The organism is Pectobacterium polaris (assembly GCF_002307355.1).
Lineage (GTDB): Bacteria > Pseudomonadota > Gammaproteobacteria > Enterobacterales > Enterobacteriaceae > Pectobacterium > Pectobacterium polare.
In genome coordinates this window covers 2120235-2142151 of the sequence record NZ_CP017481.1, presented here as the reverse complement: position 1 = coordinate 2142151, position 21917 = coordinate 2120235, and the positions used below count along the sequence as shown (strand labels likewise).

Genomic DNA, 21917 nt, shown 5'->3' with positions numbered 1-21917 from the left:
TTCTATAACACTTTCGTAACCTACCTACGCGAGGTGTAAAAAATGACAACGACAACAACCGAATCATCTAACCACACCAGAGAGGCGCATCTCGCCTCAGCCATTGCCAAATTCTTCAAGCGTATTATTCCGATGCTGGCCATTATGTTGATTATTAATCAGATAGATAGGTCAAACATCGGATTTATAAAAGCAGAACTCCAGACCGATGCCGGCATCAGCGCGGCGGCATTTGGCCTTGGCGCAGGGCTTTTCTTTATCGGCTATGCGCTGTTTGAAGTCCCCAGTAACCTGATGATGAAGAAATTCGGGGCGCGAGTGTGGCTGACACGCATCATGATTACCTGGGGAGCCGTCGTGGTTGCGACCGGCTTTGTCACCAGCCCGATGCAGTTTTATGTCCTGCGCTTTTTGCTCGGCGTAGCCGAAGCGGGTTTCTTCCCCGGCGTGCTGTATTACTTCCGGCTCTGGGTGCCTAACGCCTGGCGTGGCCGGGCAACGGCGCTGATCCTCAGTGCCAGCGCGGGGGCGTTTCTCTTTTCCGGCCCAATTACGGGAGCCATCCTGATGATGCATGATTTCCTCGGCATTGCGGGCTGGAAATGGGTGATGTTTTTAGAAGGTGCGGGGTCGATTCTGGTCGGGATTCTGGCAGCCTTTGTGCTGGTATCCAGCCCTGATAAAGCCCGCTGGCTCAGCGCAGAAGAGAAGCAGGCGCTCGGACAACAGCTACAACAGGAAGAGATTGAGCGTGACGCGCAGCAGGCAAATACCGGAAAACTGCGCTTACTGACGGACCGTAGAACACTGTTCTACTGCGCCATCTTCTTTACCATGACCATGACGGGTTACACGCTGGTGTTCTGGCTCCCGCAGATTATCCAACGCATTCAGGGGTTCAGCAGTTTCGGTATCGGGCTGCTTACCGCGATACCCTGGCTGTGCGCCATTATCGCGATCAATCTGGTTAGCAAATTCAGCGACAAACACCGTCAGCACTTACCCAAAGCGCTGGGCGTCGCCATGCTGATTGCCGCCTGCGGTACGTTTATGGCGACGATCGGATCGCCGTGGTTCGGCTTCTTCGCCATGATCGTTGCCTGCATTGGCTCAAAGGTCAGCGCCACCTTCTTCTGGCCCATGCCACAGGGCAACCTGCCTGCGTCCATCGTCGCTCCGGGGATCGCCCTGATCAACTCGATCGGCAACCTCGGAGGCTTCGTCGCGCCTACCGTCTTTGGCTATCTGGAATTAAAAACCGGCAGCACAACGGGCGGACTCTATTCCCTGACGGCGGTTTCCGTCGTGACCGGTCTGTTCTTATTGCTGCGTAACACACACACCACGCCGCCCAGTTCATTCAAACCTATGGAGCATCGAAATGTCTGACAGCCCTATCATTAAAAAAATGGAGGTCATTCCGGTCGCCGGATATGACAGCATGCTTTTGAATATTGGCGGTGCGCACAACTGCTACTTCACGCGAATTCTGGTGACGCTGACAGACAGCGCGGGCAATACCGGCGTAGGAGAATGCCCCTGCCATTCCAGCACGCTCGCGGTGCTCAACGATTTTATTCCGCAGGTGGAAGGAACATCGCTGCTCAAGCTGAACACTACGTTGAGCACGCTGTTTAAAAGCGATCAGCGCAATCTGAGTAGCGGACAGAGCGACAACACCGCGATTCACATTCCACAGATGAACCCAGAGAAATTTTACAATGCGGTAGCCGCGACGGAAGCTGCGCTACTGGATCTGACCGGGCAGTTCTTAAACCTTCAGGTTGCAGAATTGCTGGCCAGCGGTAAGCAGCGCGAGTCGATTCCGATTCTCGGATACCTTTTTTACATCGCCGACCGCACGAAAACGGACATGAATTACCTGCCCGGCGAAACCGGAAAACATGACTGGTTTTATCTGCGCCATCAGGCAGCGATGGATGACGCCGGCGTCATCCGTCTGGCGGAGGCCGCCAGCGATCTCTACGGCTTTAACGATTTCAAACTCAAGGGCGGCGTGCATCACGGTGAAAAAGAGGTTGAGACGGTAAAAGCGCTGCTGCGCCACTTCCCCGGTTCGCGGGTGACTGTGGATCCCAACGCCAGCTGGTCTCTGGATGAATCGATACGCTTAGGGCGGGAACTACAGGGGCAAATACCGTATCTGGAAGACCCGTGCGGCGCAGAGAACGGCTATTCCGGCCGGGAAACCCTCGCCGAGTTCCGACGCGCCACCAACATTCCCGTGGCAACCAATATGATCGCTAACGACTGGCGTCAGCTTAACCACGCGCTCCAGTTGAACGCTATCGATATTCCGCTGGCCGACCCGCACTTCTGGACCATGCGCCATGCCAACACCGTGGCGCAACTGTGCCAAGAATGGGGATTGACTACGGGCTGCCATTCCAACAACCATTTCGATATCTCACTCGCCATGGTTGCGCATCTGGGTGCGGCCGCGCCGGGCGAACGCATCACGCCGTTTGATACCCACTGGATATGGCAGGATGGTCAGCAGCTCACCCATGAAGCGCCGCGAATTGAAAAAGGCCATTTGCACTTGCCGGAAGGGCCGGGATTAGGGATTACGCTGAACAGGAAACGGGTGGAGGAGGCGCACCGGCTTTATCAGTCACTACCGGATAAAAACCGTAACGACGCGCTCGGGATGCAGTTTTTAATTCCCAACTGGTCGTTTAACGCCAAACGGCCCTCGCTGGTTCGTTGAAAAAATCCCCCGCCGATGCTGTCGGCGGGGGATGATGTTTCACTTAAGATTTAGACGGCACTATCGATCATCAGAAAGCGTTGATCGTCAGAAAGCGCTGATCCTCAGAAAGCATAGTTGACGGTCATTGAGACGCTGCGCGGCGCGCCATACACGGCATAAGGCGCAAGATAGTCGCTGTACTCTTTATCGAACAGGTTGTTGATGTTCGCCTGTACCGCCAGCTGTTTGGTCACCTGATAGCGGCCAAACAGATTAACCAGCGCGTAGCTGCCCTGCTCGGCGCGCAGCGTGGTGTTTTGCGGGCCAGAGCCTTCCTGCCAGATACCATTTTGCCAGTTCACGCCGCCGCCAACGGTTAACTCCGGCAGCGTTGGCAACTGGTAGCGGGTAAACAGCTTGAACGACGTGCGCGGCTGTTCTGGGTTAACTGACTTACCGTCCTGATCGTCAACAACATAGCGCGTACCGCCAAACGTCATTTGCCAGTTATCCGTCACGGCACCGTTAACTTCAAATTCGATCCCTTTGCTGACGACACCATCAACAGACTCGTAAGCCGTTTCTTGTGTCACCACATTCTTCTCAAGCGCAGTTTGAGCTACGCGATCCTGCTCAATTCGGAAGACCGCAACTGAAGCCGTCAGGCGACTGTTATACCAATCTCCCTTCACACCCGCTTCATAATTTTTCCCGGTTGTAGGAGACAAATATTGATTGTCTACACCTTTTTTCGTTTGTGGCTGGAAGACATCGGTATAGCTGGCATACGTTGACCAGGTATCGTTGATGTCATACACCAAGCCGACATAAGGCGTCACACGATTCTTACTGGTATTTCCTGTCGTTCCAACGATGCTCCAGTCGGTATAACGTACGCCAGCAATCAGGTGCAATGGATCCGCTAACGAGAATCTTGCTGAGGTATAGAGGGATTTTTGTCGTGTGGTTGAGTGCTCATAATCATTATTCCAGAGTCCCGGCACAAAAGTGCTACCCACCCAAGACCCCCATGTAGGATCGGCAATATTGCCATTCCAGTTGTAGAAATTGCCCATATCCGCAGGGCTTATCGTCGATTGGGTATTAGCGAATTGATTACGCTGCCGATTATAGCTACCGCCTACCACCAACTCATGCTGGCGTCCCAGTAATTCGAACGGGCCAGATGCGTAAGTATCAATCGCATCAACCTTACGGGTTCCCTTATTCCATCCGCCGTAAGCACCGACATTACCGCCGAACGGATCGACAAGTATTCCGGTATCTTTATCTGGGAACCCATTGGCATACATCAGTTTGGAGTCAAAGTCGTTTTCTGCATGCGTACCATTCATGCGTACTTGCCAGCCGTTATCAAAACGCTGGGTCAGATCGGCAAAAACCTTCTTCGAGGTTTTATCCGAGTAACTCCAGTTTGGTGCGGTGTTAAAACTACGATCAAAACGAACGCGACTACCATCGCTATTCCACGTCGGCAACCCACCCCAGGTTGGGTTAGTTATGTGACTATCCTGATAATCATAACCGAGGGAGATCGTCGTCGAATCAGTCACATCGGCATCAATCACACCGTAGAGGAATTTTTTGCGGCTATTATAGCGATCGAGCCAGGTGTCGCTGTCCTGATAGCCCGCCACCACGCGGCCACGCACGTTGCCGGATTCTGTCAGCGGCGCAGACAGATCGGCCACCATCCGTTGTTTATCCCATGACCCGTAGCTGCCGGATACCGAGCCTTTAAATTCACGACTATCGGCATGCTTGCGAACCATGTTTACTGCCGCGGCAGGATTGCCCGTTCCCGTCATCAATCCCGTCGCTCCACGCACCACTTCGATACGATCATAGATTGCTGTATCGGAAGCGGAATCACCGAAATCCCAAATTTCGTCTACGACAGTAGGAATTCCATCGAACAGATAGTTATTAATCTGGAAGCCACGCGCAAAATACGTCATACGCTCGGAATCGATAATTTTAGAGGACACACCGGTCGTGTTCGCCATTACCTCGCCAATCGTTTGCAGGCCCTGATCTTCGATACGCTGCTGACTGATCACGCTCACCGACTGTGGAATATCACGCGGCGTCAGCGTCATCTTCGTTCCGGCGTTAGTCACTTTCACGCTGTAATCCTGTGGATCGCTGGCTTCGGCGTTAGCATTGGCGTTCGCGCTGACGACGAGCGTATCACCTGAAGCTGGATTTTCTTCGGCAGCGGCCTGAGCGGGCAGGAAAGAGGCTGAGATCAACAAGGCGAGAAGAGAGACTCCGAATGGTTTTACTCCGGCCAGCGAAGAATCACAAACGCGCGTTTTTCCGGCGCGAGTAACTCTAAAAGACATGGTATATCCTCGGTTAACTGATGGTGATTTTGGCGAGATGCTGAGGCGTTTCTTGTCAACATTTGCACAGAAAAGTAAATGATAACTATACGCATTATTATTGTCATTTCAATGCAATGATTAATTCACTTAAAATACAAATAGATAGAAAAGAACAAATCACCATGCCGTTAACAAGGCATTGTTACAAAAAGAACATACGAGGAATTTATAACAGTCCGCTCAGCCCAAGGACGGCCAGCGGCAGCGCGACGCCTGCTACCAGTGTTTGAACCGCAATGATGCCCGCCATCAATGGCGCATCACCACCCAACTGACGAGCCATGATGTAGGACGACGATGCCGTCGGCAGCGCCTGAAACAACAGTGCGGCAATCGCAGCCGAGCCAGACAGACCAAAGAGGTGGCAGGCGACGATTGTCACGAGTGGCATCGCAATAAATTTCGCGCATGATGCCATCACAACAGGCCGCAGCCAGCTACGCGCGGCAGAGAAATCCAGCGCTGCGCCCACGCACAGCAGCCCCAGCGGCAGCGACGCCTGTCCCAATGATTTCATTACCGGTTCAATCCCCGTCGGCAAACCTAATCCGGTAATCTGCAAAGTAATGCCGATCGCGCAGGCCACCACCAGCGGGTTCAGCGCCAGCAGTCGCACGATATTCTTGAATGACGGCGTCCCGGCGTTGCCGTAGCGGGCAAAGACCAAGACACAGAGAATATTGACCGTCGGCACAATCGCTGCATTCGCGACGGCCGCGAGCGCTACGCCGTGTGCGCCAAACAGCCCAGCGGCGGCAGACACGCCAACGTAGTTATTAAAACGGACACCGCCCTGAAATATCGAGGTAAACGCCGCATTATCAACGGGAAAGAAGCGGCGTACCGCGACCAGACCGACAGCGACGGCCACCGTTGAGCACACCAGCGTCAGGATCATCGCTGTTACCGGCACGCCATCCAGACGCGCTGTCGCCAGCCCATGCAGAAATAGCGCGGGAAGTAGAATGTAATAACCCAGCCTTTCAGCCTGTGGCCAAAATGCCGCCGTCAGAAAAGCACGCTGACGTAGCCACGATCCCAACACGATCAGTAGCGCGATCGGCAACAGCGCCAGCAGAAGCGAGACGATCATCGACTGACACGTCGCGGTGCAGAAGGTGAAAGCGGGAAGGATTGCGGGGTGGACGCCATGGTTCAGTACCTGAATTGAAGAAACTGGCACTACCATAGCGGGACTTTTGATGAGAAAAAAACGAGATTAACTCGACATTAGCTCAATTATTTCTCATGAATGCCATCGTCACCAGACTGCGTTCGGATCGCTTCCGCCAGCGCCGCAGCCAAGCGCGCTGCCGGACGATCTTCGCGCTCCAGCAGCACAACGCGCCGCTGCTGTTGAGGTTCGCCGAAGGGAATACATAGCAGATTATCCAAACGACTCACCTCACGTTCAGACAGCGGAATCACCGCCACGCCAAGCCCACTGGTGACCATCTGCATAATCGCATCCTGACTGTCCAGCTCCATATCAGTTTGTACCCGCAGCCGCTGGCGACGCAGCTCGCGATCGATGGTTCGCCCGGCCCAGGCACGACGATCGAAACGAATGAAAGGATGATCTTGTAGAAGCTGTCTGGCATCCAAAGACGCCAGCGCCGGTGGCGCAATAATCCAGAATCCTTCCTGATAGAGCGGCGTACTCACCAAGCCGGTTGGGTAAGGTTTTACCGGCTCGGTGGTCACGGCGGCGTCCAGTTCGCCCGCATCAATGCGAATTGCCAGTTCTGCCGACATCCCCGAATTCACCAGAACACGCAGGCGTGGATGAGCGTGACGCAATGCGGCCAGCGCGGCGGGCAAAACGCCAGCCAGCGCAGTCTGGATCGCACCAATTCGCAGGCGTCCGGCCAACTCCCCGCCCTCGCCTAGCTCGGCGGCAATGCCGTCATACTGCGCAAGAATGTCCCGCGCCTGCTCCACCGCGCGATGTCCGGCTTCCGTGAGTACCGGAATGCGACGTGAGCGATCGAAAAGCGACACCTTGAAGTCTTCTTCTAAGCTGCGGACATGCAGGCTAACGGCCGATTGCGTCAGACACACGGCTTCAGCCGCGCGGGCAAACGATCCATACTGAGCAATCGCGACTAACGTGCGTAAGGCTTTTAACGACATGCAACCCACTCTCCGGCCTATGTACTTGATATAGAAAAACATGAATAGAAAAACGTGAATAGCAAAATGGCGCGCTATCGAACAGTCTGCCAGAACAACGTCACAAGAGACTGTAGCCATGCCATGATGGCTGTAACAATGTCGCCTTTTTGCATAGGTTGCAACATACGTAGACAGAGGGGATGAACGGGAGAAGGATGCCAGCGAAACGGTAATGCATTTCGCTGGCATAAACCGGGCGTGACTCTGCACCTTGATGTGGACACAGAGGAATTAACGATATAAAAATGCTGAAGAGTCAGTGAGTAACGTGTAAATAATGTATTTTTTATTTTTTGATGTAAGACCCAATACCATCCCTTACAGGATTCGGTATTATTTCCCTGGTGCGGCGAATATTTTCTTAATTTTGTGACGCTATCGACATATAATTAGCGTAAAACGTCGTGGCGTAAAATTATAGCACAAGAATAGAAAGTCATAAAAGGCAAAAAACACCCTTGCCTGACAAAAACAGTCATGATAAGCAATCAACCGCAACCTAATAAGTTAGCGGGATAATAATGATCTATAGACTATTAACTAAAACTAAATATTAATATTCATTTAATTAATACACCCTCAAGGAGGGCGGAATGTCACCATCAGCGGAACACATGACTGACTACATTCATAATTTGATTACGATGATCGAGTGCTTAAGCGAGCCGTGGGGGATTAAGGATTTATCATCACGGCATATTTACATGAACAAGGCCGCCTATTTTTATACCAGCACACCGGAAAGATTTGATATCGAGGGACGCTTTGATGACGAATTCCCTGCCAGTTGGGCGGAACTATCCGATGATTTAAAAGAGCACGACAGATTGGCAGAGAATAGTGAGAAACGGGTGACGGTGATCGAAACACATTACTGGTATGGCAAAAAAACTCTCACACCTTGCGTTAGCGAAAAGATTCCTATTTTTGATAGAAACAAGATCTGTATTGGAACCATGTGGAGTGCCAAACAGTTAGATTCGCGTTCTCCCTTGATCTATATCAATCAGCAAAAACCCACCGTATTACAAACGGAACTCGCTACCAATGTTTTCACACCGGCAGAGCTCGACATTATATTTCTGTTATTACAGCGTTTTTCAAATAAAGAAATTGCCCGAAAAATGAATGTCTCGCCGAAAACAATAGAGAACAGAGTCTATAACATGTACCAAAAAACCGACACGCACTCTCTACCTCAGTTTGAAGCATTTTGTCGGAATCTTGGTGTAGATGGTTATATTCCCCGCTCGCTCATCACGAAAGGCATTCAGTTTATATAAGCACATATATCCCTATGGAAAAAATAGATGACTATCCGGTCAGCCGCGTTCCGCTGAGTGTCCGGCTGCCTTTTTTCAATGTGGCACTAGTGCACATCGGCATGTTAACCGCGCTAGACCAGTTTATGTTAGGCGCGGTGCTCGGCCATTCCATGACGCTCAGTCAGGCATTTCTCGCCATCTTTATTGGCAGCGCCATTTTTGGCGTGGTGACCGTGGGGCTGGGCTATGCAGGAATGAAAGAAGGGATGTCGGGCAGCCTGCTCGCACGCTGGTGCGGCTTTGGTCGTATTGGTTCCGTCCTGATTGGGCTGGTGATCGCCGTTAGCCTCATCGGCTGGTTCGGCGTCCAAAATGCCGTATTCGCCAAAGCGCTTAACTTTGCGATGGCGGATAAGCTCGGCTTTGGCTGGTCTGCTGCCTTGTCCGGCATTGCGCTGACGCTGCTGGTTGCCTTTGGTTTCAGGGCGTTACGCTTCACGGCCAAAATTGCTGTGCCGATGTTTGTTATCGTCGTCGGCTATATCTCGATTATGACGCTCTCCGGCCACAACATTGCAGAATTGATCGCTTCCGCGCCTAACGGTGAAGCCATTTCCATTAGCGCTGGCGCGACGATGGTTGTGGGTGGCTGTATCGTCGCCAGCTTAATTACTCCAGACATGACGCGCTATTCCCAAAAAGGAAAGCACGTTTTCTGGATGACGATGCTGTCGATTATCGTCGGGGAATTTATCGTGAATGGCCTCGCCATCATTATTGCCCGTGCGCTCAATACCGCAGACGTTGTGACGATCATGTCCCAGGCGGCTGGTGGCATAGGGCTTATTGCCGTGATATTTTCGACACTGAGAGTGAACGATATCAATCTTTATTCCTCCTCTTTGGGAATCGCCAATGCGATAGAGGGCGTCACGGGGAAGAAATTACGCTATGTCTCCATCACGCTGGTGATTGGGCTCATTGGTACACTGCTTTCAGTTGCCGGTATTCTGGACCGTTTTATTGATTTCCTGACGCTATTGGGCGTGCTGTTCCCACCGATTATCGGCGTGATGCTGGTTGATTATTATATTTTACGCACCCACAAAACGTTGCTCGACACCAGCCGTGCCGAAGGCCAATTACCCGACAGCGCACAAACGCCGCTGATTGGCTGGTCGGCTATTATTGCCAGCATTGTCGGCGCTATCGTCGGGTTAGCCTTTGAGTGGGGCGTGTCGGCATTTAATTCGTTGCTGGCAGCCAGCCTGCTTTATTGGGTAATACAGCATCACATCAATAACCACGTTTATTTTAAGAAACTCAAGCATAACCAAAATTTAAAATGAAATAGGTAACAAGATAAAATTAACCTATAATCCAGTCGGCCTCTTCCTACAGAGGTCGATATATTTTTTACTTAAGCAAATTAGCTCCTAAATAATTCGAGTTACATGCAGGCGGCGACGCAGTGAATCCAAGGTGCTTACATCAGTAAGTGACTGGGGTGAACAAGGAGCCAACGTACAGGTAACTTGAAGCATGAGGGATATAGGCCATGATGGCCTTGGGATGGAGTCTTATCTATCAAAGAGGAATTCCCTCTCGTGAAATAATAAGGCTGATTAGCAATATTCATGCTAGGAAAAGGATTTATGCCAAAAATAAAAACACTTCTCACGCCGCTAAACTGTCTACTCGTTTTAAGTGGCGCATTGATGGTCAATTCGGCAAATGCCGCTGAGGCTTGTATCGCGGGCAACTGGCAGGTGGATAATTCCATCACCGATATGCCTTCCGTGAAATACCAGACTGAGCACTTTGCCTTCCGCTGGAATAATAACGACGTTAACCGTAATGATGCGGTTGCCGCAGGGCAGAAACTGGAACAAATTTGGGATAAATTTATTAAACAAATTGAGTTCCCCGAGCCTTATTGCAAACAGACCGTGAAATATAAAGCCAATATTCACATCGATCCTACCTTTGGGCTCAGCGGGGGTATTGCAGGCGGTGGCAGCATGGGAATGTGGATCGGTCCTGCATCACTCAAGGATAACTGGGGACTGGCGCACGAATTTACCCATGCGCTGCAAGGGCAAACCGGCGGCTTCCAGAGTTCGGGCGATAACTACGTTGGCTGGATTTGGGAATCCCACGCGAACTGGATGACGCACCAGATGGATGAATTCCGCGGTACGTCGGCACACTGCTCGGAAATGCAGGTCAACTATTCGCATATTTATCTGGGTTCAACGCGTAACCGTTACTGCAACTGGCAGTTTATGGAATATGTGAAGAACCGCTTTGGCTATAGCGCCATCAACGATATGTGGGCAAAAGCGCCGAAATGGGGCGAAAGTGGCCAGTCTACCGCTGATCCGCTGTCCATTCTGCGTACCAACATGGGCTGGAGCCAGTCTGAATTCAACGACGTCTTTGGCGACTGGGCGATGCACAACGTTAACTGGGATTACGTCGATCCAGACGGTTTCGATCGTGGTCGTTTTTATCGTTCAACCTACGGCGGCTATGGCGCGGTACAGCCTAACCAGAATAACGCCGACCGTCTGCTGAGAACCACAGCGCTTGAGCCGGTTGTCGGTGCCAGCGCCAGCCTCCGTCGCTTCTCCGTACCGTTCGATCAGGCTCCGCAGCAGTTGGGCTACAACATTGTCCGGCTGATCCCGGAAAGTGGCGCGACGAAAATCACCGTCAAATTCCGCGGCATGGTGCAGAGTAAATCGGCCATTACCCGCTTCCCTGGGCTGAAAAACGATCCAGCAACCATGCCACAGCCTAATTCCGACTGGCGCTGGGGTATTGTCGCTGTCGGTTCGGACGGCGTTTCTCGCTACAGTGAATTGCAACGCGGCGCGTCTGCCACGGTGAAAAACTTCACGATTCGTCAGGACGATCGCGGCATTTACATGGTGGTCATGGGTACACCGTCGCAAATGCAGAAGATCAAGTGGGATCAGGCTTACTATTCCCTTTATCGCTATCCGTGGATGGCTGATTTCACCGGCGTCTGGCCGGAAGGCAGCCAACCTGGCGCACCGAACCCAACCGCTAACGGTTCTCGCCACGCCAACGGCGGCGGCTGGGTATCCAATTCAGCCAATGTTGCTCCTACCGCGTACGTCGGGCCTTACGCTCGTGTCATCGGCGGGACGGTGAGGGATAACGCCAGAATTGAAGATCGTGCAACGATTCTGAGCGGGACGGTGGAAGGACGTGCCGTTGTCGGCGGACTGACGGTGATGCAGGGCAATACCATCGTACGCGATAACGCACGGCTGCATACGGTCTTCATGGGACCGGGTGCGTTTGAGCGCGGCATTGTGCTGTCAGGCAATGCACAGATGCGTGGAGATGCGGAAATTCGCGGCACTTCCGCGTCACAGGGCGTGTTCTATGGCTTTATTGATGAAAATGAAGTCAGAAGCAGCGCAGCGGGTGCTTACCTGACCGAAGCCGTGCCAGAAGTGACGGCCGTTCCGGTCTACAGCACGAAGTAATATCACCACAAAAAGGAACCGACTCAGAGCCACGTTACGTTGACTCTCAAAATAAGTCGGGCCCATAAAAAACAGGCCGCCATATTGGCGGCCTGCTTCATTGCATAGCACAGATTCTTAGAACAGTGCGCCGGGCGGCACGTCTTTATAGGTATTCAGGTAAGCCGCCAGCATTTTTTTAAAGAAGTTACGCACTTTTTTCACCTTGGTTTGACTTAATTCGTTATTTTAATCACGCGATGGAATGACTTTTTAGCGATGACTTGTCTTAATGGCAGTGCCCCGCTTTATGGTGATGAATTGTACACTCTTGTTGAGCAAAAGCCCATTTTTTGTGACGTAAGTCACACAATAAAATTCACCGGCCCTCTCCCCTAATCCACCCTATACCCACGCTGATTTTCTTTTGTTGCGAATCATTACCATCAGTGACCAATACACTGCGAGCTATGCTATGCTCATGATGAAAGACGAAATTTTAGTCACTGCCCGTTATTAATTGAGCGCCATTCACTGTCGGTTAGCACACTTTTTCACGCGCAGTCACCACGGTTTCGCCATTGGTTATTCGCTGATGAAGGCCCGTTCCTACCCCCATGGAAACCTGGAAACTTAACCTCTTCTCTGCCTGGCTGGGATGTTTTTTCACCGGGCTGGCCATGAGCCAGATATTACCCTTCTTGCCGCTGTACATTGAGCAGCTTGGCGTTCACTCGCACGAGTCGCTGAGCCTGTGGTCCGGTTTGATCTTCAGTTCGTCTTTTCTCATCTCAGCCGCCGTTGCGCCGCTGTGGGGAAGCCTCGCCGACCGCAAAGGGCGAAAGCTCATGCTGCTGCGCGCCGCACTCGGTATGGCAATCGTGATGTCATTGCAAGGGTTGGCAACCAACGTATGGCAGTTGTTCATCCTGCGTTCGCTTATGGGGCTGACCTCTGGGTACATTCCCAACGCGATGGCGCTGATCGCCTCACAGGTTCCGCGTGAAAAAAGCGGCTGGGCGCTGGGGATGCTATCGACCGGACAAATCGCGGGCGTTATTCTCGGCCCCTTATTCGGCGGCTTTATGGCCGACTATATCGGGCTACGCATCGTCTTTTTCATCACTGGTGGCCTGCTGTTTACCAGCTTCCTGATTACGCTTTTCGCGATTAAAGAGAGCGTGGTTAAGGTCACCAAAGAGAATCGGCTCAGTGGAAAAGCCGTCTTCGCGTCGCTGCCTTATCCGGCGCTCATCATTTGCCTGTTCATTACGACAATGATGATCCAGATGGCGAACGGTTCCATCAGCCCCATCCTGACTCTGTTTATCCGCGATCTGGCTCCCGGCACCGACAATATTGCCTTTATCAGCGGCGTGATTGCGGCTATTCCCGGCGTGTCCGCCCTGCTATCCGCCCCGCGACTTGGCCGTTTAGGTGACCGAATCGGCGCACATCGCGTCCTGATCGCCGCACTGGCGATCAGCGTACTGCTGTTCCTGGTCATGGCAATGGTACAAAGCCCCACACAGCTCGGCATCCTGCGCTTTCTGCTGGGCTTTGCCGATGGCGCACTAATGCCAACCGTGCAGGCGCTGTTGGTCAAATACAGCAGCCAGCAGGTGACGGGCCGCATCTTCGGCTATAACCAGTCATTCATGTATATGGGCAACGTCCTGGGGCCGCTGGTGGGTTCCGGCGTATCCGCCTTGATGGGCTTCCGCTGGGTTTTCGTCATCACCGCCGTTCTGGTGCTGTGCAACACGATACAACTCTTTTTCGCCTTCAGGAAACCGCGCGGAAAGGGATAACGATCCGGCCAGCGACTCTGCTGGCCATTCATTTCTCTCGATGAACCCCCACCCTATGTACCTCTCCCTTTCTCAGGGTATTCACCCCTCTTGTTAAAAATGATGTAAAAACATCAAAAAACTTATTTTTTGACAAAAAATTACCATCAAAACGTATCAATATGAAAAATTAATCACATAAATGTAAAAAAAATTAAACAAACCCTACCTATATTGGCTGCTTTGTTTCGGCGCCACGCGAATTGCCCTGTTCAGAAATTCAGACATTCGCGCCTGTAGGGAAGTGAGTAATGAGAAACTGGAACGAACCAAAGAAGCAAAAAGCCCACATCGATTTGGTTCCCATGATCGATGTGATGATGTTCCTGCTGGTCTTTTTTGTGCTGATCAGCATGAACGTCATTCCCGCGCTAGGCCTGAAAACGCAGCTCCCCGCCGCAGGCAGCGCACAACAACTTAAGCCGCAGAAAAAAGCGATCATCACGCTTGGCGCACAGGATCATATTGAGCTGGACGGACAGCCGATGGCACTGAGCGATCTCGTTACGACGCTGCAACAGCAGCAGCAAGACCAGCAAACCACCATAATTATCAACAGCGATAAAAGCGTCGAGGTTGAGCGTCTGGTAGCCGTCATGGATACCCTGCGTCAGGGTGGGTTCTCGTCCATTTCTATCGCTACCCGGAAATTGTGACATGTATCTGCTCTATCGCTCACGCCACGCCATCAGCTGGTTACCGTTGCCGGTCTTTGCCACCTGCCTGTTCTTCGCCAGCCAACAGCCGCCGCTGAAAGTTCAGCAGCAATACGACGAAACAGTCATGGCGCTCACGCTGGCTGAACCGGAACCGATTCCCCAGCCGGAACCGATCCCTGAGCCAGAGCCAGAACCGGTGCCACAACCGGAACCCGAGCCTGAGCCGGTTCCGGTTAATGAGCCCGATCCGATCATAGAAGCCCCGCCGGTTACGCCGCCGAAACCGGAAGTGAAGCCGAAGCCTAAACCAGAGGTTAAGCCCAAGGCAGAAACCAAACCTAAACCGGTGGCCACGCCAGCCAAGCCGACGACGCCACGCCCGGAAGCCCCGGCCAAGCGCCCGGCACCGGCTGCCCCTTCCGCACCGGCGGTGAATGTTGCCGCGCTGGAAAATAGCTATGCGCAGGCGCTGCGTGCGCAGCTTGAACAAACCAAACGCTACCCGACCGGACGTCAGGCGTCACTCGAACGTCCCGAAGGTCGCGTTGAAGTCTGGCTGGAAGTCGATCGCACAGGACGCGTCATCGATTCAGGAATCAGCAGCAAAGCACGCAGCATGCTGCTGAACCGGGCGGCGCAAGCCAGCTTACAGGGCATCAAACAGGTTCGGGCCTTCCCCGCCGACGCCTTTGCAGGACAAAACACAAAACGCTTTTTAGCCACGTTCGATTATCAGGCGCAGTAGTGTTCCGCGCCTGAGTAAGAGAGTGAATCAGCAAGAATAACGTCAACAACATGTTGATTAATAAACCACTGATAATACTGGGATTGTTAAATGAAACCGTTCAAACTTTCTGGGGTATGTTTGTCCGTCGTCGGTGCATTACTGGCAGGCTCCGCGCTGGCGGAAGAAGCGACAAATGTCGGCACGATCAACGTACAAGGACAACCGCTCGGCGCAGGATTAATGGTTCAGGAAGACAGCGCTAAATCGCGCTCAACCGTGACAAAAGACGCATTGGATAAGATGCCTGCTGCGGGCAATGCCATCGATAAACTGAAATACACCGCAGGCCTGAACGTCAGCAGCAACGACGCCAGCGGCTTAAGCGGCGTCAGCTATACCATGCGCGGCATGAGTGCGGATCAGGTCGGCCTGTCATCAGACGGCATTCCCGTCAATGACTCCGGCGACTACGCCGTGTACCCTAACGGGATGGGCGATCCAGAAAACCTGGAGCAGATCTTCGTCACCCAAGGTTCGTCAGAAATGGACGGCCCGCACATCGGGGCCAGCGGCGGCAACATCGGGCTGGTTTCCCACCGTCCGGCGAAAGAGTTTGGCGGCTTCGTTAAGCAGACATTCGGCAGCAATAACCTCAGCAAGACCTTCGCGCGTCTGGAAAGCGGTCAACACAACGGCTTCAGCAGTTGGCTCTCCTACTCCTATACCGACTCCGACAAATGGCGCGGTTCAGGGTATTCCCGTGCCGATAAAGTCGAGTGGAACGGCCTGTATGAACATGAAAATGGCCACAGCAGCAGCCTGATTGTGAAATACAATCAGCAAGATACCATCAACTACTCAACGCTGAGCAAACGGCAGTTCGAGCAAAACGGGCGTAAGATGGATTACGCCACCACGCCGGTTTACAACAACCGTGGACAGATTTCCCAATACTACAAACTCAACCGCAATAACTTTGAAACGCTGAATGTCACGTTCACGCAAAAATTACAGCTGCGCGATAATCTGGCGCTAACGTTACAGCCCTACTATTTCTCGACGAACGGCGGCAGCTTCGGCAGCGGGAGTGCCAGCGTGTTGTCCGCGACGTCAGACCGCGCAGGTAACTACGATCTCAGCAATCTGACCTCCAACACCTACTACCGCCCGTCGTGGACGGAAACCTGGCGGCCAGGTATCACTACCAAGCTGAAATGGGATCTTAACGACGAGCATAGTCTGGATATCGGCTACTGGTTCGAGCGTGCTCGCCAGCGCCAGACGCAGCCGTTCATCCCGATCCAGAGCGACGGCAACCCGGTTAACGTTTCCGGTAAACCCGGCGATGCGAACCAGATTACCGACGCGAACGGGAAAGTGGTTCAAGGCCGTAACCAGTTTACCGTCACGCCTGCCCATAAAATCTGGATTCAGGACACCTGGTTCTTCTCCCCAGAATGGACGTTCACCGGCGGTCTGGCTTATCAGCACGTAGAGCGTGACGGGACTAACCTCGGCAGCTTGTATAACGTCGCAGAGAAAAAGAACAAGAAGTACCACGAATTCCTGCCCAGCTTTAATGCAGCCTACCGCATCAATACTGAAAATCAGGTGTTCTATAACATCACGCGCAACATGCGTACCCCGCCCAACTACGTCTTGTACAACGTTGGTGATTCCATCAATACCAAACCTGAGCTGAGCTGGAACCAGGAACTGGGCTGGCGCTTCCAGGATGAGGACATGCTGCTGAGCGCCTCGCTGTTCTTTATCCGCTTCACCGATCGCCAGATCTCCAGCCGTAACGCCGCTGGCGACTACGAAATGATCAACGCCGGGAAAGTGGAAAACAAAGGGCTGGAACTGGAGTGGAGCGGCAAGTTGCCTCATAACTTCAACTACTTTGCAGCTTACACCTATACCGACACCGAGCAGAAAAACAATCTAGCCACCGGCGGTAGCCAGCTCCCTACTACGGGCAAGCAGGTCGCCAACGCGCCGAAAAATATGCTCAACCTCGGGCTGGGCTATGACGATGGCCTCTACTATGCCGGCGTGAACAGCCGCTATGTCGGGTCGTTCTACGGCGACATGACCAATGACGAGAAGATCGGTGGACGTACCGTTTTCGATCTCAGCGCCGGCGTCTATCTGCCAGTGGATAAGAAGATCGTGAAAAGCGCCACCTTACGCTTTGGCGTCAACAACCTGTTCGATAAAGAGTATCTCGACTCCGCGCGCTCAGTGAGCTTCAACTCACGATCGTATAACGGCGTATCGGCAGGCACACCGTTTTACAACGTCGGGGAAGAGCGCACCTTCAGCGCCTCACTGGAAGCCACGTTCTAATCCAATAACGTAATACGCCAGCGCGGTTTCCCGCGCTGGCGCTCATCACAAACAACGCCCAACAAGGCAACAGAAGGATCAGGCCATGAACGCCGATATGCTGCACGAGATTATTTTCTACGTCATGTACGCCTCGCTGGTGATCGCCCTGATGATCATCATCGAACGCAGTCTCTACTTTTCCTACACACGTCGACAGGCCAAACGGCTGGAACGCGCGCTGACGGCGGATATTCGCCACGTTCACGATCTGCCGGACACGCTGACCCAGCGCCCCAGCCTACCCATCGCGACGGTGACACCCGTTCTGGCACAGTCACATCAGGTAGAAAACCGCGATGCGCTTAACGACCTGATCGACGCACAATATCTGCAAAGTAAGCCGCAACTGTCGCGCGGACTCTGGATTCTGGAAACGGTCGTCACCGCAGCACCGTTACTGGGGCTGCTCGGCACCATCATGGGGATTATCGAAACCTTCAAAGCGCTGTCCGCCGCAGGAATCTCCGACCCGAGCCAGGTTTCTGCTGGAATGGGCACCGCGCTGTACGCCACTGGGCTGGGCATCGCCATCGCGTTGGTCTGTCTGCTGGGGAACAATTTCCTGCAAAGCCGGATGGAACACATCAACGAAATGCTGAAAGTCCTGCTGATCCGTGCCGGAATGCCGCATACTCGCCAACAGAAAGCGGGCTCTGCTGTGACGCACAATTCCGTGACAGACAGCGCCGCAATGACAGAAAAAGCGATGGCGGAGAAGCGCTATGCTTAATCGTTGTGGTTTCATCAATCCGGGGCAACGCTGGAAGCATTGCATCAACACACTGCTGACAGGAGGCGTATTGTTTATTGTGAGTGCGTCAGCCTATGCCGATGCCAGCACTAGCGGCTATCGCATTCCCGGCTATGAATTAGTGTATGACGCCCCGGTGGAAACCACGCTGACCGCCCCCGATCTACGCCCCAGCGATGCGGTGTGGATATCGCTGTTTGATAATGCCCAACACACCATTGAGCTGGGTCAATTCTACGTCGCCAATCAGGCGGGAACACGCTTTGATACCGTCTTACAGCATCTGCGTGCCGCCGGAGAGCGCGGCGTACGAATCCGCCTGCTGCTTGAAGAAAAAGGGCTAAAAATTTCCACCCAGGACACGCTGGAACAGCTCAAAACGATTCCGAATCTGGAACTGCGCGTGATTCCTTTTAAACGCCTGAGCGGCGGTATTGTGCATGCCAAATATCTGCTGGTTGATGGCAAACAGGCTTACATGGGCAGCCAGAACCTTGACTGGCGGGCGCTGGAGCACATTCACGAAACGGGGTTGTTGATCGACGATCCCCGCGTGGTGACTCAGATTAGCGCTATTTTTGAACAAGACTGGCAGGCACAGGCGCGACTGGCCCACGGCGAAACCGTCCCGCAGCTGCCCGCCGCAACGCAACCCGCTGACCGCTCCGGCAACTATCTGGTTGCCAGCCCCAAAGCGTTTAATCCCGCTGGCGTGATAGATTCCGAAGAAGAACTCCCCCGCCTGTTGGCCGAAGCCCAGCAACTGGTCCGCATTCAGGTGATGGATTACGTCCCGCTCTCCTACGGCCCGGAGAAAACGCGCCCGTACTACGCGGTGATCGATAACGCGATTCGCACCGCTGCCGCACGCGGCGTCCAGATCGAGCTGATGGTGTCCGAATGGAGCACCAAAATGCCGAATATCGCCTACCTGAAAAGTCTGGCATTGCTACCCAACATCCAGATAAAAACGGTGTCGATCCCCCAAGCCAGCAGCGGCTTCATTCCTTTTGCCCGCGTGATCCACAGTAAGATCATGACCATCGACAGCAAGAAAGCCTGGATCGGCACCAGCAACTGGAGCGGCGGCTATCTGGATAACTCGCGCAATCTGGAGATGGTGATTCAGAACCCAGCGATGGCGCAGCGGGTAGACATGCTCTATACACAACTGTGGAACAGCGAGTACGCGCATCCTCTGCGCATTGATTATGATTACCCACGGCCCGATCCGGGTGGCATGAAAGAGAAAGATAAGGTGAAGGAAACCAGCCCTTCGTCCACGACAGGCGGCGCGGTCAACGCACCGTAGCCACCACCAGAATGACATTTGATGGGGAATAGCATGAAACACACGTTGTTAGCACTGCTGGTTGCCGGATTTCTGCCGTTCAGCGTTCAGGCCGCAGGAGAGAAAGTGACGCGCTATGTCGTCACCTTCCCTGACAGCGAGCGCGTTGCGTATCAGGGCAAATTCGCCCAGAGCTTCCCCAACGGTCTGCCTGTCGGTATTGGCTCCGGCCTCTATTTCACCGGTAAACAGGGCGACGATCTGATGTTCACCACCGTCACCGATCGCGGCCCGAATGCCGATGCGCCGCTGGTCGGTGAGAAAGAAGCCAAGATCTTCGCCAGCCCTGACTACGCACCGCTGATGATGGATATTCGGGTCAGCGCGAAAGCCGCCGAGGCGATCAACGCCCGTCCGCTGCACGATGCCGAGGGCAATATCACCGGCCTGCCGCTACCCGCGAACGTTATCGGCACCACCAACGAAGTGGCACTGAACGATGCGCTACAACCGCTCAGCACCAGCCAGCGCGGGCTGGACACCGAAGGGATTACGCCGGACGGCAAAGGCGGCTTCTGGCTGTGTGACGAATACGGCCCGTTCCTGATCCACGTTGATGCCAGCGGGAAGATCCTGCAAAAATTCGGGCCGACGCCTGCGGGCAGCGAGCATTCGGTCGCCAACGGTTTACCGAATATCATCAAGTGGCGTCAGCCAAATCGGGGTTTTGAAGGGCTGACCCGCCTGCCGGACGGCACGATCGTCATGGCCGTGCAAAGCACGCTGGATATCGACGGCAAAAGCAAAAACAAAGCGCAGTTTACGCGTCTGGTGATGTTTAACCCGGAAACCAAAACCAGCCGCATGCTGGGCTATCCGATCAATATCGACAGCTATAAGAAAGCGAAGGATGCCAAGATCGGCGATATCGTGGCGCTGGATAATCAGCGTATTTTGCTGGTCGAGCAAGGTGCGGATAAAGACAAGCAAATGCAGAACCGCATCTATCTGGTCGATCTCAGCAAGGCGAGCGACCTGACACCGTTCGATGCTGACGGTAAATCGCCGGAGTTTGACGATCTCGCCCAGTTGGAAAAACGTGGCATTACGCTGGCGAGCAAGCAGGAGCTGGTGGATCTGCGTAAGCTCGGCTGGCAGCAGGAGAAAGTGGAAGGTCTGGCGCTGGTCGATAAGCAAACGCTGGCCGTCATTAATGACAACGATTTTGGCCTGCAATCCGTGCTGCAATCCCCGGTGAAAGCGAAAGATAAGGCGGACGACTATCAGGTTACTGCCGATGGCAAACTGACGCGCGATGGCAAGGCGGTCGAGACGACGTTAGCCATCAAACCGTTGGAGAAGCCAGAAGCCGATAACGAACTGTGGGTGATTACCCTGCCACAACCGCTCAAGTAGTCTTCTGTGAAATGGCTTCCACCGGAGACGGGGAAGCCACTGTTCAACGCACTCAAGTCAACGCGATCAGGCGTGCTCGAACCAGTCGCTATTCTGTTGCGCAATCGGCGTGATCGAATAGATCATTTCCTGCAAATGCTCACGAATCGCTTTTTCGGCGGCATCAGGATCGCGCGCTTTCAGGGCGCTAAAAATCAGGTAGTGCTGCTGGATCAGGCTGGGCGGTGGTGAAACCTGGCTCAGGCTGAGAAAACGTACGCGGTCCATTGTCGCTTTAATCGATTCGATGGTTTCCCACGCCAGCGGACAGTTGGCAATCTGCGTCAGAAGCTGATGGAAGCTGTCATCAAGGCTGAGAAACTCGCGCACCTGATCGTTCTGCGCAGCCAGTTCCTGACGGCGTAAATTGTGTTCCAGCGTCAGCAGCTGTTCTTCCGTCACCATTTCTGCCGCCCGGCGCGCAATCGCGCATTCCAGAGCCTGACGGATAAAGCGGGCATCCGCTACGCGCTGTTCGGAGATCTTCATCACAAACGTGCCGCGCTGCGGCATGATCTGCACCAGTCCAGCCTCTGCCAGCTTGATAAAAGCCTCTCTGACCGGCTGGCGGGAAACGTCAAAACGCACAGAAATTTCTTTTTCAGACAACAGTTTACCCGGCGGAATATTGCATTCCACAATGTCTTTGCGCAGTACGCGATAAATTTGCTGGTTGACTGGTTCGTTGTTGTTGATCTGAAAAGAGGTGTCCATGCCGCTGTGCTTACCCGA

General features: G+C 53.4%; 17 protein-coding genes. 12 read left to right on the top strand and 5 right to left on the bottom strand.

Annotated features, from left to right (window positions below; all coding sequences use genetic code 11):
* Positions 1-42 precede the first annotated feature (42 nt).
* Together BJJ97_RS09680 and BJJ97_RS09675 are read left to right on the top strand one after the other, a co-directional pair.
* Positions 43-1389 (top strand): MFS transporter, encoded by a 1347-nt coding sequence (locus BJJ97_RS09680; RefSeq protein WP_095993807.1) that lies wholly within the window; start codon positions 43-45, stop codon positions 1387-1389.
* Complete coding sequence (locus BJJ97_RS09675) at positions 1382-2731, top strand: enolase C-terminal domain-like protein (protein WP_095993806.1); 1350 nt, start codon at positions 1382-1384, stop codon at positions 2729-2731. Before BJJ97_RS09680 ends, BJJ97_RS09675 begins: the two co-directional genes overlap by 8 nt.
* Before the next feature lie 104 nt (positions 2732-2835).
* Here BJJ97_RS09675 and fhuE read toward each other — a convergent pair whose 3' ends face one another.
* The 3 genes from fhuE to BJJ97_RS09660 all read right to left on the bottom strand — a co-directional run bounded on the left by fhuE (position 2836) and on the right by BJJ97_RS09660 (position 7254).
* On the bottom strand, positions 2836-5079 hold the full coding sequence (gene fhuE, locus BJJ97_RS09670; protein WP_095993805.1) for a ferric-rhodotorulic acid/ferric-coprogen receptor FhuE: 2244 nt from the start codon (positions 5077-5079) through the stop codon (positions 2836-2838).
* Between the two features lie 208 nt (positions 5080-5287).
* Positions 5288-6214, bottom strand: coding sequence for an AEC family transporter (locus BJJ97_RS09665; protein WP_095993804.1), 927 nt, complete (start codon positions 6212-6214; stop codon positions 5288-5290).
* A 146-nt stretch (positions 6215-6360) separates the two neighbouring features.
* Complete coding sequence (locus BJJ97_RS09660; protein ID WP_095993803.1) at positions 6361-7254, bottom strand: LysR family transcriptional regulator; 894 nt, start codon at positions 7252-7254, stop codon at positions 6361-6363.
* A 635-nt stretch (positions 7255-7889) separates the two neighbouring features.
* Between BJJ97_RS09660 and BJJ97_RS09655 the strand changes: the two genes are divergently transcribed.
* The 3 genes from BJJ97_RS09655 to BJJ97_RS09645 all read left to right on the top strand — a co-directional run bounded on the left by BJJ97_RS09655 (position 7890) and on the right by BJJ97_RS09645 (position 12082).
* The gene (locus BJJ97_RS09655) at positions 7890-8579 is read left to right on the top strand and encodes a helix-turn-helix transcriptional regulator (protein WP_095701741.1); all 690 of its coding nucleotides are present in this window, start codon (positions 7890-7892) and stop codon (positions 8577-8579) included.
* Between the two features lie 14 nt (positions 8580-8593).
* Positions 8594-9910 carry a purine-cytosine permease family protein gene (locus BJJ97_RS09650; protein WP_095993802.1) on the top strand — a complete coding sequence of 439 codons (1317 nt, stop codon included), beginning with the start codon at positions 8594-8596 and terminating at the stop codon, positions 9908-9910.
* Between the two features lie 306 nt (positions 9911-10216).
* Positions 10217-12082, top strand: coding sequence for an Svx/AvrXca family virulence/avirulence protein (locus BJJ97_RS09645; RefSeq protein ID WP_095993801.1), 1866 nt, complete (start codon positions 10217-10219; stop codon positions 12080-12082).
* A 117-nt stretch (positions 12083-12199) separates the two neighbouring features.
* Here the strand turns inward: BJJ97_RS09645 and azuC are convergent, their stop codons facing one another.
* Positions 12200-12256 (bottom strand): stress response protein AzuC, encoded by a 57-nt coding sequence (gene azuC / locus BJJ97_RS22470; RefSeq protein ID WP_125176151.1) that lies wholly within the window; start codon positions 12254-12256, stop codon positions 12200-12202.
* 422 nt (positions 12257-12678) lie between these two features.
* Between azuC and BJJ97_RS09640 the strand changes: the two genes are divergently transcribed.
* From BJJ97_RS09640 to BJJ97_RS09610, 7 genes are all read left to right on the top strand, one after another.
* Positions 12679-13872, top strand: a complete 1194-nt coding sequence (locus tag BJJ97_RS09640; RefSeq protein WP_095701738.1) for a multidrug efflux MFS transporter — start codon at positions 12679-12681, stop codon at positions 13870-13872.
* Positions 13873-14162: 290 nt separating this feature from the next.
* On the top strand, positions 14163-14567 hold the full coding sequence (locus tag BJJ97_RS09635) for an ExbD/TolR family protein (RefSeq protein ID WP_095993800.1): 405 nt from the start codon (positions 14163-14165) through the stop codon (positions 14565-14567).
* A gap of 1 nt (position 14568) precedes the next feature.
* Positions 14569-15315: an energy transducer TonB family protein gene (locus tag BJJ97_RS09630; RefSeq protein ID WP_095993799.1), complete on the top strand. Its 747-nt coding sequence runs from the start codon at positions 14569-14571 to the stop codon at positions 15313-15315.
* Between the two features lie 90 nt (positions 15316-15405).
* Positions 15406-17646, top strand: coding sequence for a TonB-dependent receptor family protein (locus BJJ97_RS09625; protein WP_095993798.1), 2241 nt, complete (start codon positions 15406-15408; stop codon positions 17644-17646).
* Between the two features lie 85 nt (positions 17647-17731).
* Positions 17732-18418, top strand: coding sequence for a MotA/TolQ/ExbB proton channel family protein (locus tag BJJ97_RS09620; RefSeq protein WP_095993797.1), 687 nt, complete (start codon positions 17732-17734; stop codon positions 18416-18418).
* The gene (locus BJJ97_RS09615) at positions 18411-19751 is read left to right on the top strand and encodes a phospholipase D-like domain-containing protein (protein ID WP_095993796.1); all 1341 of its coding nucleotides are present in this window, start codon (positions 18411-18413) and stop codon (positions 19749-19751) included. The genes BJJ97_RS09620 and BJJ97_RS09615 overlap by 8 nt, the downstream gene beginning before the upstream one ends.
* 33 nt (positions 19752-19784) lie before the next feature.
* Positions 19785-21146, top strand: coding sequence for an esterase-like activity of phytase family protein (locus BJJ97_RS09610; protein ID WP_095993795.1), 1362 nt, complete (start codon positions 19785-19787; stop codon positions 21144-21146).
* Positions 21147-21212: 66 nt separating this feature from the next.
* On the opposite strand, the gene BJJ97_RS09605 is transcribed toward BJJ97_RS09610, so the two are convergent.
* On the bottom strand, positions 21213-21899 hold the full coding sequence (locus BJJ97_RS09605) for a GntR family transcriptional regulator (RefSeq protein ID WP_014914316.1): 687 nt from the start codon (positions 21897-21899) through the stop codon (positions 21213-21215).
* Positions 21900-21917 lie beyond the last annotated feature (18 nt).